Origin of the sequence: Aeromicrobium sp. SORGH_AS_0981, from assembly GCF_031453195.1 — a bacterium.
Taxonomy (GTDB): domain Bacteria; phylum Actinomycetota; class Actinomycetes; order Propionibacteriales; family Nocardioidaceae; genus Aeromicrobium.
Window position 1 is genome coordinate 1,039,141 of record NZ_JAVIZD010000001.1, and the last position, 13,666, is coordinate 1,052,806.

Sequence of the window (13,666 nt, forward strand, 5' to 3'; positions counted from 1 at the left end):
CTACATCCGCGTCGCGGTCACGACCTTGCTCACCTGCTGGCAGTCGCTCGACGTGAACCCGGCGGTCCCGCCCGAGGCGAGGGCCGAGCACGACGACTTCAGCGTCTGGCCGAGCTGGGCGTAGTTCGACGAGCTCGTCAGCGCGTTGAGCGTGCGCCAGTACAGCTGCTCGGCCTTGGCCTGACCGAGACCCGTGATGGTCTGGCCGTTGAACGTCCCGCCGTCGGTGATCAGGAACGCCGCCTTGTTGCCGACGCCCGAGTTGGTGTGGACACCACCGTTGTCGCTCGAGCCGCTCTGCCAGTACTGGCCGCGGTAGGACGAGGGCTGGCTGCCGCGCTCGGGCGTGCGCATGTCGCGGATCGCGCCGATGGGCAGGTCCTCACCGAGCAGCCACCGGACGGACGACGTGTCGGTGCCGGTGCCGTTGTCGAGGTCCTCGAACTCGCCGAACACGTCGGCCATCGACTCGTTGATGGCGCCGGGCTCGTAGGAGTACACCAGGTCCGCGGTGTTCTGGATGACGCCGTGCGTCAGCTCGTGGGAGACGACGTCGTCGGCGGAGGCGAAGCCCTGGCCGAAGACCATGCTGCGTCCCGTCCAGAACGCGTTCTCCATCGGGCAGCCGTAGTCGCCACCGGAGTCGCGGTAGCAGGCGCGCACCGTCGCCCGCAGTGCTCCGCCGCCGATCTGCGTCGTCAGGTCGTACCCGAACCGGCTGCTGTAGAACGACGACGTCGCACCGAGCTGGTCGTAGGCCACGTTGACCTCCGAGACGCTGCTGGCCGCGGACCCCTCGGTCCGCACCGGGCTCGGGCAGTCGAGGTTGGTGACGTACTGGTTGCGGGCGTCGCACACCCGACGGTTGGTCGCCTCACGCTGCGTGGTCTCGGTGTAGACCGGCGTGCCGTCGTTCGCGTCGACGAGCACCCGGCCGCCGACGGCGTCGACCGCGGTCGGCGTCACCTCGACGTCGTGCACGAGCGTCACGGCCCCGCTCGACGGCGCCCCCTGGAACAGGCCCGCGTCGTACCAGGCGAGGTCGGTCGCGGCGGCTGCGGTCGCGTCGACCTCCGCCGCTCCGGCCTTGCGCAGCGACGCCTTGGCCGTCCTCTCGGCGCTCGCCTCCGTCCGTGCGGGTGCCGCCGTGACGCTGCGCGGCGCCGACGTGACGGCGCCGGTGGTGCCGTGGATCTTCCCGCGGGCGTCGAGCTGGACGACGACCTCGGCACCGATCACCGGCTTGCCGGCGAGGTACTGCTGGAAGTGCGCGACGCTGCCGCCGGGCACCTGGACGGTGCGGTCGAGCCGCAGGTCCGCGCGCGGTGCGCCGTGGTGCCGGGCGTAGGAGTCGGCGGCGGCGACCGTCGGTGCCCCGTCGCGTGCCGACGCGCTCGTGGTGCCGAGCCCGACGATGCCGGCGGCTGTCGTCGCGGTCACGATGGCCGCGACGCAGCCCATCATCTTTCGTGTCATGAGTTCCCCCGAACTGTGGGTGCCGAGCTCGTCCCGGCACCGCTGGAGAAACTGTAGGACTCCGGCGTCCTGGAGGTCGACGTCCTCGACCTGTGCCGGCAGACACGTCTCCGGCGTTCCCTGGCGTCGGCGGCTCTCGAGGCCTCAGCACGTCGCCGTGGTCGCCGGCGCAGGACCAGTAGCGGGGTCGGGGCGCCTCCGTAGCAGGCGGCCTTCCTGGTGGGGCGCGGCCGGCCGGCTCAGAGGCGCTTGCGCATCTGGAGGATGGTGACCTCGAACCCCATCTGCTCGTACAACGCCCTGGCGCCGGAGTTGAAGCCGAACACCGACAGCCCGACCTCGACCACCCCGCGGTCGCGACACACCTGCTCGGCCGCCTCCATGATCGCCCGGCCGTAGCCCCGGCGGCGCTGCTCCGCGGTGACCATGAAGTCGTACCCGAAGGCGACCAGCCCGTCGGACCGCTCGGTGAACCCGAGCCACAGCATGCCGATCTCGTGGTCGTCGTCCCACGCGGTCCAGAGCTCGTGGTCCGCGGTGTCGACCCCGTCGGGCAGGGAGCTCGCGAAGTCGTCGGCGGCCTTCCGGCGGGCCTCCTCCTCGGGCATCATCCCCGCCGCCTCGATGTTCTCCGCGTACTCCTGCTCGGCCAGCTCGCGATAGGCGGGGAACTGCTCGGCGGTCATCGGGACCAGGCGCACGGAGGGGGACACACCGCGATGCTACGAGCAGTGCGCGACCCTAGAGGTCACCGCTGCGGGACGGCGTCGCGCGGGGTGTCGTCGACGGGGGTACCGCCCGCGCCGGCATCGCCCGTCTCCCGGTCGACGGCCCTGTCGACGGCGCTGTCGACGTCGCGGTGGGTGAGGGCCAGGAAGGTGACGAGCCCGGCGAACAGCGCGAGACCGGCGAGCGTCACGGGCCCGGTGCCCCAGCCGACCCCGCCGTCCCTCGTCCCCTTGCCGAGCCAGTCGGCCACCGACGCACCGAGCGGGCGGGTCATCACGTACGCCGACCAGAAGGTGACGGTCGGGTTCAGGCCCGCGCGCCACAGACCCCACGGCACGAGGATGGCGACCCCGAAGACGAGGATCGACCAGACGAAGCCGAGGCCGGCGTCGACCGCGGCTGCGTCGCCGAGCGCGGTACCGAGCCCGAACGTCAGCAGCACGACGCCCCAGTAGAAGCGCTCGCGCCGTGCGGTCGTGATCGAGTGCACCGAGATCGTGCCCTCGCTGCGCCGCCACCACGCGAGCACCGCACCGAGCAGCACCAGGTAGACCAGCGAGTCGACCCAGTAGGGCGTGCCGAGGACGACGTGCGGACCGTCGGCGATCATCGTGCCGAACACCGCGACCGCGAGCACCGTGGTCCAGTAGCGGACCGGGTGGTAGCGGTCGGCCCGCAGCTGCGTCCACAGCGCCACGGCGAAGCCGCCGACGCCGATGGCTGCGGCGAGCGGGATGCTCACCGTGCCCAGGTAGTCCGACCCGGTCTCGCCGATGCCGGTGGTGAGCAGCTTCACCACCCAGAACGTCGCCAGGACGGACGGGACCTTGGTGGCGGCAAAGGTGCGCGTCGTCATGGGTCGGACCGTAGGGACGCGAACCTGCGGACAACCTGAACAGGGCCCAGTGCAGCCTGCCGCGCGTCGTCCTCGCCCCTGCTGGTCCAGGCTGGTCTACTGCCGTCATGCGTCAGCGTCGTCCAGCCCGTCTCCGCATCGTCGCCGCGACTGCCGGCCCGCTGGTGGCTGCCGGGGTCCTGGTCGGGTGCAGGCTGGGCGGGCCCGACCCCGAGGATCCGGCCCGGGCGCTCGCCGAGGGGCTGTCGAAGGGTGACGTCACGTCGGTGCCGACCACGGGAGACGGCGCGCGCCACCAGGCCGACCTCGAACGGGTCGTCGCCGACGTCGGTGGGAGGCGCCAGGTCGAGGTGACCTCCGTCGAGGAGGACGACGGTTCTGCCACGGCCGAGCTCCAGCACCGGTGGACGATCGGCGGGTCCACCTGGTCGTACGAGACCACCGCGACCCTCGTGCAGCAGGACGGCACCTGGCGCGTGCGGTGGGAGCCGTCCGTCGTCGCACCGGTCAGGGAGGGCGAGACGCTCGCGGTGCGGACGACGCCGGCCGAGCGGGGCGACGTGCTCGGCGCCGACGACGCCGTCCTCGTCACCGCACGACCGGTCGTGCGGGTCGGGATCGACAAGTCCGCGGTCGACGCCGGAACTGCCGCGACGTCGGCCGAGCGGCTGGCGCGTCGGCTCGACATCGACCCGGGGGCGTACCGCCGGCGGGTCGAGGCGGCCGGCGACCAGGCGTTCGTCGAGGGACTCGTCCTGCGCGCCGACGGTGACGTGCCCACCCGGCAGGAGCTCGCCGCGATCCCCGGGTCGCTGGCCGTCGAGGGCACCCTGCCGCTGGCTCCGACGCGTGCGTTCGGGCAGCCGTTGCTCGGCACCGTCGGCGAGGCCACCGCGGAGGTCGTCGAGAAGTCCGACGGTGCGGTCCGGCCCGGCGACCAGGTGGGACTGTCCGGGCTGCAGGCGCGCTACGACGAGCAGCTGCGCGGCACCCCGGGCCTCGAGGTCCTCGCCGTCGACGACGACCCCGAGACTGAGTCCCGGCGACTCTTCTCCAGCGCCCCGAAGGCCGGGAAGCCGCTTCGCACCACGCTTGACCCCGACCTGCAGGGCGCGGCCGACCGGATCCTCGCCGACGTCCGTCCGGCCAGCGCGATCGTCGCGATCCGACCGTCGACGGGTGCGCTGCTGGCCGTCTCCAGTGGCCCCGGCGGCGACGGTGCCGACACGGCGTTGACGGGCCGGTACGCGCCGGGCTCGACTTTCAAGGTCGCGACGGCCCTCGCCCTCCTACGCTCGGGACTCGCCGTCGACGACCGGGTGCCGTGCACGCCGACCGTCACGGTCGACGGACGACGGTTCACGAACTACTCCGACTACCCCGCCTCGGCGCTCGGCGACGTGCCCCTGCGGACCGCCTTCGCGCAGTCCTGCAACACCGCCATGATCGCCGAGCGCGACCGAGCGTCGCAGGAGGAGCTCGCGGCCGCGGCGGCCGGGCTCGGGCTGGGCCGCGACGTCGACCTCGGGATGCCTGCCTTCCTCGGGCAGGTGCCGACGGAGGCCGACGGCACCGAGCGCGCCGCATCGGTCATCGGCCAGGGCCGCGTGGAGGCATCGCCGCTGGCCATGGCCGTGGTCGCCGCCTCCGTCGCCCACGGTGGCACGGTGACGCCGGTGCTCCTGCCCGACCGGCGGGCGAAGGAGGCGCCGGAGCCCGACGAGCCGGTGACCCGGGCGCAGGCCCGGAGCCTGGCCGGCCTGATGCGGGCCGTCGTCACGGACGGCAGTGGCGCGTTCCTGCGCGACGTGCCGGGCGGCCCGGTCCGGGCGAAGACCGGCACCGCCGAGTACGGCGACGACCAGCCACCACGCACGCACGCCTGGATGATCGCGACGCAGGGCGACCTCGCCGTCGCCGTGCTCGTCGCGGACGGCGACTCCGGCTCGGCCACCGCGGGCCCGCTGCTCGAGCGGTTCCTGCGCCGCTGACCCGGCGGGGCGGACCCCTGACATCCGTCACGGTGAGGTCGTGACGCGCGATCCGGGACCGGACCCGCCGCGCGGACCATGCTCGAGGCATGAACCAGACCAGCACCCTGTCGCCGCGGTCCGCGACGACCCGACCTGACGCGGTGCGCCTGCAGCAGGTGCGTCGCTCCTTCGGCGACGTCGAGGCCGTGCGCGGCATCGACCTCGTCGTCCGCCCCGGCGAGGTGGTGGCCTTCCTCGGCCCCAACGGCGCCGGGAAGACCACGACCCTCGACATGGTCCTCGGCCTCGCTCGACCCACCTCCGGCACGGTCCACGTGCTCGGCCTCGACCCGCGCGAGGCCGTCGGCCAGGGCCGGGTCGCCGCGGTCATGCAGAGCGGCGGGCTGCTGAAGGACCTCACGGTCGCCGAGACGGTCCGCTACGTGCGCAGCCTCTTCACCCACGTGCGCGACGTCGACGACGTGCTCGAGCGCGCCGGGCTGACGGCGGTCGCGGACCGCCGGGTCGGGCTGTGCTCCGGTGGTGAGCAGCAGCGCCTGCGGTTCGCGCTCGCCCTGCTCAGCGACCCCGACCTGCTGCTGCTCGACGAGCCCACGACCGGCATGGACGTCGAGGGACGCCGCACGTTCTGGAGCGCCATCCGCGACGACGCGCGGCACGGCCGCACCGTCATGTTCGCGACCCACTACCTCGAGGAGGCCGACGCCTACGCCGACCGGATCGTGCTCGTCAGCGGCGGTCGCATCGTCGCCGACGGGACGGCGGCCGAGATCAAGGCCCGTGCCGTCGGCCGCACCGTGCGGGCGACCTGCCCCGACGTCGACGACGCGATGGTCGCCGAGATCGCCGCCCTGCCCGGCGTGGAGGGCGTCGACGTGCGGGGCAGCAGCGTCGTCGTGCACGGCACCGACTCCGACGCCGTGGCCCGCCACCTGCTCACCCGCACCACCGCACGCGACCTGGAGATCGTCGGGCGGGGCCTCGAGGACGCGTTCCTGAGCCTCACCGGCGCCGACGAGAGGACCCCCGCATGAGCACCGCCACCGCCGCCACCCGCCCGGCTCCTCGACTCGGGGGCTTCAACCGGGTCCTGCTGACGCTCGAGCTGCGGCGGATGCTGCGCAACCGACGCACCGTCTTCTTCTCGCTCCTGTTCCCCGCGGCACTCTTCTTCGCCTTCGCGGGCAGCAGCGGCGGCGACGAGCGCGTCGGGCACGGCAACGTGTCGGCCTACGTGATGGTCTCGATGGCGCTCTACGGCGCCGCGCTGACCACCGCGTCGGCGGGCTCGTCGGTCGCGCTCGAGCGGTCGGTCGGCTGGTCGCGGCAGCTGCGCCTGACACCGCTGCACCCGCTCGCGTACATCGCCACGAAGGCTGCCTGCGCCCTGGTGCTCGGCGCGCTCGCGGTCGGCGTCGTCAACGTCGCCGCAGTGGCTCAGGGTCGGGCGGAGATGCCGACCGGGCGGTGGCTGGCGTGTGCGCTGCTGGCCCTGCTCTGCTCCTTCGTGTTCGCCGCCCTCGGCCTGTTCGTCGGCTACGTCGTGCCCGGCGAGAACGCCATGCAGCTGCTCGGGCCGGGGCTCGCGCTGTTCGCCTTCCTCGGCAACCTGTTCATCCCCATCACCGAGGGCAGCGCGCTGTGGCACGTCGCGTCGCTCACCCCGATGTTCGGCGTGGCGGAGATCAGCCGCGCACCGCTCACGGGCGAGCTGCCCTGGTACGCGGTCGTCAACGCCGTCGCGTGGCTGGTCGTCTTCGTGGGCGGTGCGGCCTGGCGGATGAGCAGGGACACGGCCCGCGGGTGAGCCGTACGCTGCCCGACATGAGCACGCCACGGACCGTCGCCGTCCCCACGGGGCGCTACGGTCCGTGGTTCGCACTGATCTGGCTGTTCTTCCTCGGCGACCCGCTGCTCGCGGCCTGGGCGCGCCGCGACGAGGCGGCCGGGGTCGGCGGTCTGGTCGTGACCGTCCTGTTCGCCTCGCTCTACATGCTCATCTGGTGGCAGGCGCGCCGCGAGCGCTGGATGGCCGACCGGACGCCGCCGCCGGCGCAGGCACTCGGTCTGTTCGTCGGGCTGGTCACGCTGTGCGCCGCCGACGTGGCCCTCCTGGGCGAGGTCGGCATGGCGTGCGTCGTCTACGTCGCGATCTCCGGGGTCCTGCTCTTTCGACCCGTCGTGGCCGCCGCCCTCGTCGTGCTCGCGGTCGTCGGCTCCCTCGGTCTCGGGGCGCTCGAGGACTGGGGCAGCCAGGCCGGGCTCGCCTTCGCCGTCCTTGCCGGGTCGGTCGCGATCTTCGGTGTCCGTGCCCTGATCAGCCGCAACGCCCAGCTGCTCCTCGCGCAGGCCGAGAACGCCGAGCTGGCCGTGGAGAACGAGCGCACGCGCTTCGCCCGCGACCTGCACGACATCCTCGGCCACTCGCTGACCGTCATCACGGTCAAGGCCGAGCTGGCCCGCCGGCTGCTCGAGTCCGGCGACGACGCCGACCGGGCCAGGGCGCTCGGCGAGGTGGGCGACCTGGAGCGACTCGGTCGCGACGCGCTCGCCGACGTCCGTCGCGCGGTGGAGGGCTACCGCGAGATCACCCTGCCCGGAGAGATCGCCCGGGCCCGCACGGCGCTGGCCGCCGCGGACGTCGAGGCGTCGCTGCCGGGCACGGTCGACGACGTCCCCAGCGACCTGCGCGACCTCTTCGCGTGGACGGTCCGCGAGGGGGTCACGAACGTCGTGCGCCACGCCGCCGCGCGTCGGTGCACCGTCACGGTCGACACCCGAGCGGTGGAGGTGCGCGACGACGGGCGCGGGTGGGACGAGGGCGGGTCCGCCGGTGGCCACGGGCTGGCCGGCCTGCGAGAACGTGCCGCAGCGGTGGGCGCGACCGTCGTGGTGCGCTCGCTCGACCCCGGGCTCAGCCTGCGCGTCGGACGGGAGGCGTCGTGACCATCCGTCTGCTGCTCGCCGACGACCAGGCGCTGGTCCGCGGTGCGCTCGCCGCGCTGCTGTCGCTGGAGCACGACCTCGACGTCGTCGCGGAGGTCGGCTCCGGCGCCGACGTGCTGGACGCCGTCCGGGAGCACCGCCCCGACGTCGCGCTGCTCGACATCGAGATGCCGGGCCTGGACGGCATCGAGGCCACCCGCGCGGTGGTCGCGGCGGGCCTCGGGACGCGGGTGCTGGTCGTCACCACGTTCGGCCGGCCGGGCTACCTGCGGCGGGCCCTGCAGGCCGGTGCGTCGGGGTTCGTCGTGAAGGACGTGCCCGCCACGCAGCTCGCCGACGCCGTGCGCCGGGTGCACGCGGGCCTGCGCGTCGTCGACCCGACCCTGGCCGCGGACAGCCTCGTCACCGGCGACTCACCGCTCACCGAGCGGGAGACCGACGTGCTGCGCGCTGCCCGCGACGGTGCGAGCGTGGCGGTCGTCGCGCAACGTCTGCACCTGTCGCAGGGCACGGTCCGCAACCACCTGTCGGCCGCGATCGGCAAGACCGGGGGCGAGAACCGGGCCGCCGCGGTGCGCGTGGCCGAGGCCAACGGCTGGCTCTGACGGCGGGCCGACGCGGCGCGCGTCAGTCCTCGTCCTCCTTGGCCGACGACGTGAGCCCGGCCTTGACGATGTAGATCAGCAGGCCGGAGGAGATGACGAGGAAGCCCATCACCCACAGCGGCGCCCACTTCTGGGAGGGGTCGTCCTCGACGTCGGTCACGGTCACGTCGTCCTGGGAGCCCGGCGCGGAGGCGGCCCCCGAGGTGCCGGCGCCGTCGGTCGAGGGCTTGACGGTGAAGGGGATCTCGCCGCTGACGGGGTGCCCGTCGGCCGACACGACGCGGTAGACGATCCGGTAGGAGCCGGCGGCGGCCTCGCCCGGCCGGACCCCCACGAGCACGCGACGTCCGGCCACGGTCACGTCGCCGTCGTCCAGGCGGGTGCCCGACGAGGTCAGCACGCGCAGCACGGCGCCGCTGCCCACGTCCTCGCTGAGCGTGATCGACACCGTCTCGGGCAGGGCCGTCAGGGCGGCGCCGTCCTGCGGGTCCGACGACTCGACCGACGCGTGGGCCAGGGCGGGCGACGGAGCGGCGAGCAGGGCGACGGTCGCGACGAGACCGAGGACGAACGAGCGCACGGGAGACCTCCTGGGGCGACCGCAGGATGCGGTCGACGGCTACGACGCATCGTAGTAGCCGTCGCCTGAGCGTCCGTGCGCGCCGGCGGGGGTCTCGCCAGCAGCGTCGGTCGGCGTTATCATCGACGAATGGCGATCAATCACCACAGTGGCGACGGCCACCGCGCCCGCGGGCACGACGCACCGCGCGAGCACGAGGGGCACCGTCACCCTGAGCTCACGGGGGCCGACGGCTCGGTCGTCGCCGCCCGCCTGTTCCACGGCCTGGCCGACCCCGGTCGGCTGCGCATCCTGCGCCACCTGCAGCTCGGCGAGCACCGGGTGGTCGAGCTCACCGCCCACCTCGGTCTGGCGCAGTCGACCGTCTCGGCGCACGTCGCCTGCCTGCGCGACTGCGGCCTGCTCGACGTCCGTCACGAGGGCCGCTCCTCCTACTACCGGCTCGCGCACCCCGAGGCCACGGACGAGCTGCTCGCCACCGGGGCCCGGCTGGTCGGGCTCGCCGCACCGGAGGAGGTCGGCTGATGAGCCACGGTCACGGTCACGGCGGACCCGCCAGCCAGCGCCACCGCGGACGGCTCGCGGTGGTGTTCGCGCTCGTCGCCGCCTTCTTCGTCGTCGAGCTCGTGTACGGGTTGCTCGCGTCGTCGCTGGCGCTGCTCTCCGACGCCGGCCACATGGCCGCCGACGTCGTCACGCTCGGTGCCGCGCTGGCCGCCACGCGCATCGCCACCCGCACCGACCGCACCGGACGACGCACCTTCGGCTCCTACCGGGCCGAGGTCTTCGCGTCGGGGTTCGCCGTGCTCATCATGCTCGGCGTCTCGGTCTACGTCGTCGTCGAGGCGGTCTCGCGGATCGGCTCGCAGGTCGACGTGCAGACCGGCCCGATGATCGTCGTCGGCGTCCTCGGCCTCCTCGTCAACGTCGTCTCGCTCGTGCTGCTGAACGCGGGCGCAGGTGAGTCCCTCGTCGTGCGCGGCGCCTACCTCGAGGTCGTGGCCGACGCCGCCGGCTCGGTCGGGGTCGTCGTCGCCGGCGTGCTGGTCGCGACCACCGGCTCCGCGTGGTGGGACACCGTGGTGGCGCTGGCGATCGGCGTGTTCGTCGCCGTCCGCGCGGTGGTGCTGGCGCGCCAGGTCCTCGCCGTCCTCGGCCAGCACGTGCCCGACGGCATGGACGTCGACGCCGTCGTCGCCGACCTGCGCGCCGTCGAGGGGGTCGACGACGTGCACGACCTCCACGTCTGGGTGCTCACGTCGGGCATGAACGTCGCGACGGCCCACCTGGTGGCCGCCGGCGCGAGCACCGGTCCGGCCGCGCTCGACCGTGTGCTCGCCGACGCGCGCACGGTGCTCCGCGAGCGGCACCACGTCGAGCACGCCACCCTCCAGGTCGAAGGGTGCCGCGCGCCGGAGTGCCACAGCGTCGACTGGTGACCGCAGGCCCGCGTCGAGGTCTACGCAAACGAGGCGCCGGAGTACCGAGGTCGGCGCTGACCCTGCAGGTGGCCGCGGCACGCCGTGCGACGGTCGAGACGTCGGACGGTGCGGTCTCGCACTCGGGATCGTGGACGAGACTCCCAACTGCACCGTCCGACGCCCACCGGGCCCGGCGCCTTCCGCCGGGCCCGGTGTCACGCGGGCACGACGTTGGTCGAGGACGTCCGGAGCGGTCGGATCAGGGCCAGGGGTTCTTGACGCAGCCCTGGAGTCCCTTGCTCTGCTGCAGCATCACGGGCGCCTTGGCGCCCGGCGCGGGGCACCCGACGTGGTACTTGCCGAGCGCGTGCCCGACCTCGTGGTTGACGAGGTAGGTGCGGTAGCCGGTCAGGTCGTCGCCGTAGTACGTCACGCCGCGCACCCAGCGCTTGACGTTGAGCACCACGCGGTCACCGCTGCGGCACGACACCTCGCCGCGGGTGAGCAGCGGCGCGCACAGCCGGTCGACCGTGTCGGGGCTCGCGAGCATGACGCGCACGTCGGGGTTGCGCGCCACCTGCGTGAACGACCAGCCGTCGGTGCGCCAACCGCGCTCGTGCCCCAGCACGCGCGCCACGTCGCGCGCGAACGTCGCCCGGTCCTGCAGGAGTCCCTTCTCGACCTCGACCGTGTAGGTGCGGTCGCGGCCGCCGCCCGAGCCGGCCACGTCGACGACGGCTGCCGTGCGGAACGTGCCGGCGCCAGACTGCGGGAACGTCGTGGGCTCCACCTCGGCCGAGCGACGGGCTGTCGACGACGTTCCCGACGGCGACGGCGAGGGGGACGGCGTGACGGTCGGCAGCGTGGCCTCGGTGCCCCAGGTCGACGCGGTGTCCTCGGTCGCCACCCGCTCCTCGGGCGACGGCCGGACCGCCGAGAGCACGACCACGACGAGCGTCACCAGCAGTGACGCGGCGAGTGCGGCCACGCGTCCGCGGCGCACGGTGCGGGCGCGCGGGACCCGGTGCCGCCCGACCACGTCGGGGTCGGGGCGACGCGGGGGTCCGGGATCACGCTGCGTCACCCGACCAGCCTACGCGGGGATACGCTGGCCGCGTCGGCTGCCGCAGGGTGGCCAGCCACCGCAGCAGGAGGGCCGGACGACCATGAGCAACACCGAGACCTCGCCCGACGAGATGGTCTGCGGCGCGGACGCGCCGGCCGGTCTGCAGGTCCTCACGCCGCGGGACGTGCCGCTCGGCGGACCCCGTGCGATGACCGTCCGGCGCACGCTCCCCCAGCGCGAGCGGTCGCTCGTGGGCGCCTGGTGCTTCCTCGACCACTACGGTCCCGACGACGTGTCCGAGACCGGCGGCATGGACGTCCCGCCGCACCCGCACACCGGGCTGCAGACCGTCAGCTGGTTGTTCTCGGGCACCGTCGAGCACCGCGACAGCGCCGGCTTCCACGCCGACGTGCGGCCCGGCGAGCTGAACCTCATGACGTCCGGGCGCGGCATCAGCCACTCCGAGCGGTCCACTGCCGACACCACCGTGCTGCACGGCGCCCAGCTCTGGGTGGCGCTGCCGCAGCACGCCCGCTTCGTCGAGAAGACCTTCGAGCACTACGCCCCGCCGACCGTCGACGGCCGCACTGCGGAGGGCGCGTGGTCGGCGCAGGTCTTCCTCGGCAGCCTGCTCGGATCCACCTCCCCCGTCGTCACGCACACGCCGCTGCTCGGCGCGGAGCTGCGCCTCGAGCGGGGCACCGTCCTCGAGGTCGACGTCGACCCGACGTTCGAGCACGGCGTGCTCGTCGACACCGGCGCCGTGCTGGCCGACACCGACCCCGTCGCGAAGGACGAGCTCGGCTACCTGGCGCCGGGTCGCGACCGCATCACCCTGCGGGCGACCGAGGACAGCCGGGTGCTGCTCATCGGCGGGCCCCCCTTCGGCGAGCAGATCGTCATGTGGTGGAACTTCGTCGGCCGCAGCCACGACGACGTCGTCGAGTACCGCGCCGCGTGGCAGGCCGAGATCGACGGCAAGCAGGCCGGGGAGGGCTCCGACGGACCGTTCGGGCTGCCCGAGGGCGACCCGGAGGCTCCCCTGCCGGCACCCGCCCTCCCGAACGCCCGCATCCGACCGCGCGGCTGACCGCGCACCCGACGAGAGGACCTTCGATGAGCCTGCCCCCCACCGAGCACCAGGATGACGAGGGACGCGTGGTCGTCGTGCGCCACGCCCCCGAGCAGCAGCGCTACGAGCTCCTGGACGACGGCACCGTCATCGGCCACGCCGACTACCGCGACCTGGAGGGGAACGGCGCGGGCGTGCAGCGCGACTTCCTGCACACGGAGGTCGACGAGGCCTACGGCGGACGCGGCCTCGCGTCGGTGCTCGTCGCCTACGCGCTCGACGACGTCCGCGCGTCGGGCCTGCGGATCGTCCCGCACTGCCCGTACGTCGCGAGCTGGCTCCGCAAGCACGAGGGTCGGTTCGACGACCTCGTCGACTGGCCCGCCTGACCGGGACCTCCCGGCAGGCTCAGGTCTCGGCGATCTCGCGGCGGACGTCGTCCATCGAGCGGCCGCGGAAGCGGCGGAAGCTGTAGACGATGGTCGCCAGGGCGATCAGGCCCGACACGATGAGCGTGGCTCCCGTGCCCCAGCCGCCGAGCAGCCACCACGAGTCGCGCAGCGGCCACCAGTCGGGCGCGGGCGGTCGCAGGCCCCACACGACGCCGAGGCCGACGAGCCACACCACGCCGGCCAGCGAGGCGAGGATGCGCGGCCACGTCTGCACGCCCTGGGCGGCCGTGCGCAGGGCTGCGTCCTTGACCGGCTCGACGCGACGCCGCGCCCACTCGTAGCGCTGCGACAGCAGGGCGAGCCCGCCGAACAGCAGGAGCAGGCCCGGCCCGGGCAGGAAGATGGCGGCGATGCCCAGCAGGACCATGAGCCAGCCGAGGATCTCCAGCGCGATGGTCTTGCCGTGGTGGATGACGCCCATGTCGTCCTCTCGTCGTCGGTCGCCAGAGCCTACCGAGCGAGGGGAAAC

Annotated in this window: 15 protein-coding genes; 9 read left to right on the forward strand and 6 right to left on the reverse strand. The window is 73.8% G+C overall.

What is annotated here, in order from left to right; genetic code table 11:
- The 3 genes from QE370_RS05345 to QE370_RS05355 all read right to left on the reverse strand — a co-directional run bounded on the left by QE370_RS05345 (position 1) and on the right by QE370_RS05355 (position 3,061).
- On the reverse strand, positions 1-1,476 hold the full coding sequence (locus QE370_RS05345; RefSeq protein ID WP_309633684.1) for a M4 family metallopeptidase: 1,476 nt from the start codon (positions 1,474-1,476) through the stop codon (positions 1-3).
- Between the two features lie 239 nt (positions 1,477-1,715).
- Positions 1,716-2,189, reverse strand: coding sequence for a GNAT family N-acetyltransferase (locus QE370_RS05350; RefSeq protein WP_309633685.1), 474 nt, complete (start codon positions 2,187-2,189; stop codon positions 1,716-1,718).
- A gap of 35 nt (positions 2,190-2,224) precedes the next feature.
- Entirely contained in the window at positions 2,225-3,061 is an 837-nt protein-coding gene (locus tag QE370_RS05355) for a hypothetical protein (RefSeq protein WP_309633686.1), read from the reverse strand.
- A 107-nt stretch (positions 3,062-3,168) separates the two neighbouring features.
- Between QE370_RS05355 and QE370_RS05360 the strand changes: the two genes are divergently transcribed.
- The 5 genes from QE370_RS05360 to QE370_RS05380 all read left to right on the forward strand — a co-directional run bounded on the left by QE370_RS05360 (position 3,169) and on the right by QE370_RS05380 (position 8,606).
- Positions 3,169-5,052, forward strand: coding sequence for a penicillin-binding transpeptidase domain-containing protein (locus QE370_RS05360; RefSeq protein WP_309633687.1), 1,884 nt, complete (start codon positions 3,169-3,171; stop codon positions 5,050-5,052).
- Positions 5,053-5,141: 89 nt separating this feature from the next.
- Positions 5,142-6,089 (forward strand): ABC transporter ATP-binding protein, encoded by a 948-nt coding sequence (locus QE370_RS05365; RefSeq protein ID WP_309633688.1) that lies wholly within the window; start codon positions 5,142-5,144, stop codon positions 6,087-6,089.
- Positions 6,086-6,862 (forward strand): ABC transporter permease, encoded by a 777-nt coding sequence (locus QE370_RS05370; RefSeq protein ID WP_309633689.1) that lies wholly within the window; start codon positions 6,086-6,088, stop codon positions 6,860-6,862. The genes QE370_RS05365 and QE370_RS05370 overlap by 4 nt, the downstream gene beginning before the upstream one ends.
- Positions 6,863-6,879: 17 nt before the next feature.
- A complete protein-coding gene (locus QE370_RS05375) occupies positions 6,880-8,001 on the forward strand; it encodes a histidine kinase (protein WP_309633690.1) in 1,122 nt (373 codons plus the stop codon).
- A complete protein-coding gene (locus QE370_RS05380; RefSeq protein WP_309633691.1) occupies positions 7,998-8,606 on the forward strand; it encodes a response regulator transcription factor in 609 nt (202 codons plus the stop codon). The genes QE370_RS05375 and QE370_RS05380 overlap by 4 nt, the downstream gene beginning before the upstream one ends.
- Before the next feature lie 22 nt (positions 8,607-8,628).
- On the opposite strand, the gene QE370_RS05385 is transcribed toward QE370_RS05380, so the two are convergent.
- The gene (locus tag QE370_RS05385; RefSeq protein ID WP_309633692.1) at positions 8,629-9,186 is read right to left on the reverse strand and encodes a copper resistance protein CopC; all 558 of its coding nucleotides are present in this window, start codon (positions 9,184-9,186) and stop codon (positions 8,629-8,631) included.
- Positions 9,187-9,315: 129 nt separating this feature from the next.
- On the opposite strand from QE370_RS05385, the gene QE370_RS05390 reads away from it, so the two are divergent.
- Together QE370_RS05390 and QE370_RS05395 are read left to right on the forward strand one after the other, a co-directional pair.
- Positions 9,316-9,711, forward strand: coding sequence for a metalloregulator ArsR/SmtB family transcription factor (locus QE370_RS05390; RefSeq protein ID WP_083516142.1), 396 nt, complete (start codon positions 9,316-9,318; stop codon positions 9,709-9,711).
- Positions 9,711-10,625 (forward strand): cation diffusion facilitator family transporter, encoded by a 915-nt coding sequence (locus tag QE370_RS05395; RefSeq protein WP_309633693.1) that lies wholly within the window; start codon positions 9,711-9,713, stop codon positions 10,623-10,625. Before QE370_RS05390 ends, QE370_RS05395 begins: the two co-directional genes overlap by 1 nt.
- 241 nt (positions 10,626-10,866) lie before the next feature.
- Here the strand turns inward: QE370_RS05395 and QE370_RS05400 are convergent, their stop codons facing one another.
- Positions 10,867-11,691: a DUF3152 domain-containing protein gene (locus tag QE370_RS05400; protein WP_309633694.1), complete on the reverse strand. Its 825-nt coding sequence runs from the start codon at positions 11,689-11,691 to the stop codon at positions 10,867-10,869.
- An 82-nt stretch (positions 11,692-11,773) separates the two neighbouring features.
- On the opposite strand from QE370_RS05400, the gene QE370_RS05405 reads away from it, so the two are divergent.
- Positions 11,774-12,763 (forward strand): pirin family protein, encoded by a 990-nt coding sequence (locus QE370_RS05405; protein WP_309633695.1) that lies wholly within the window; start codon positions 11,774-11,776, stop codon positions 12,761-12,763.
- Positions 12,764-12,789: 26 nt separating this feature from the next.
- Positions 12,790-13,134, forward strand: coding sequence for a GNAT family N-acetyltransferase (locus QE370_RS05410; RefSeq protein WP_309633696.1), 345 nt, complete (start codon positions 12,790-12,792; stop codon positions 13,132-13,134).
- Positions 13,135-13,153: 19 nt separating this feature from the next.
- On the opposite strand, the gene QE370_RS05415 is transcribed toward QE370_RS05410, so the two are convergent.
- Entirely contained in the window at positions 13,154-13,618 is a 465-nt protein-coding gene (locus QE370_RS05415) for a PGPGW domain-containing protein (protein WP_309633697.1), read from the reverse strand.
- Positions 13,619-13,666: the final 48 nt, after the last annotated feature.

What these genes read in the sequence shown, in the direction of transcription:
- QE370_RS05345 (WP_309633684.1), bottom strand. Translation starts at nt 1,476, where the DNA reads ATGACACGAAAGATGATGGGCTGCGTCGCGGCCATCGTGACCGCGACG.
- QE370_RS05355 (WP_309633686.1), bottom strand. Translation starts at nt 3,061, where the DNA reads ATGACGACGCGCACCTTTGCCGCCACCAAGGTCCCGTCCGTCCTGGCG.
- QE370_RS05360 (WP_309633687.1), top strand. Translation starts at nt 3,169, where the DNA reads ATGCGTCAGCGTCGTCCAGCCCGTCTCCGCATCGTCGCCGCGACTGCC.
- QE370_RS05365 (WP_309633688.1), top strand. Translation starts at nt 5,142, where the DNA reads ATGAACCAGACCAGCACCCTGTCGCCGCGGTCCGCGACGACCCGACCT.
- QE370_RS05370 (WP_309633689.1), top strand. Translation starts at nt 6,086, where the DNA reads ATGAGCACCGCCACCGCCGCCACCCGCCCGGCTCCTCGACTCGGGGGC.
- QE370_RS05375 (WP_309633690.1), top strand. Translation starts at nt 6,880, where the DNA reads ATGAGCACGCCACGGACCGTCGCCGTCCCCACGGGGCGCTACGGTCCG.
- QE370_RS05390 (WP_083516142.1), top strand. Translation starts at nt 9,316, where the DNA reads ATGGCGATCAATCACCACAGTGGCGACGGCCACCGCGCCCGCGGGCAC.
- QE370_RS05395 (WP_309633693.1), top strand. Translation starts at nt 9,711, where the DNA reads ATGAGCCACGGTCACGGTCACGGCGGACCCGCCAGCCAGCGCCACCGC.
- QE370_RS05405 (WP_309633695.1), top strand. Translation starts at nt 11,774, where the DNA reads ATGAGCAACACCGAGACCTCGCCCGACGAGATGGTCTGCGGCGCGGAC.
- QE370_RS05410 (WP_309633696.1), top strand. Translation starts at nt 12,790, where the DNA reads ATGAGCCTGCCCCCCACCGAGCACCAGGATGACGAGGGACGCGTGGTC.
- QE370_RS05415 (WP_309633697.1), bottom strand. Translation starts at nt 13,618, where the DNA reads ATGGGCGTCATCCACCACGGCAAGACCATCGCGCTGGAGATCCTCGGC.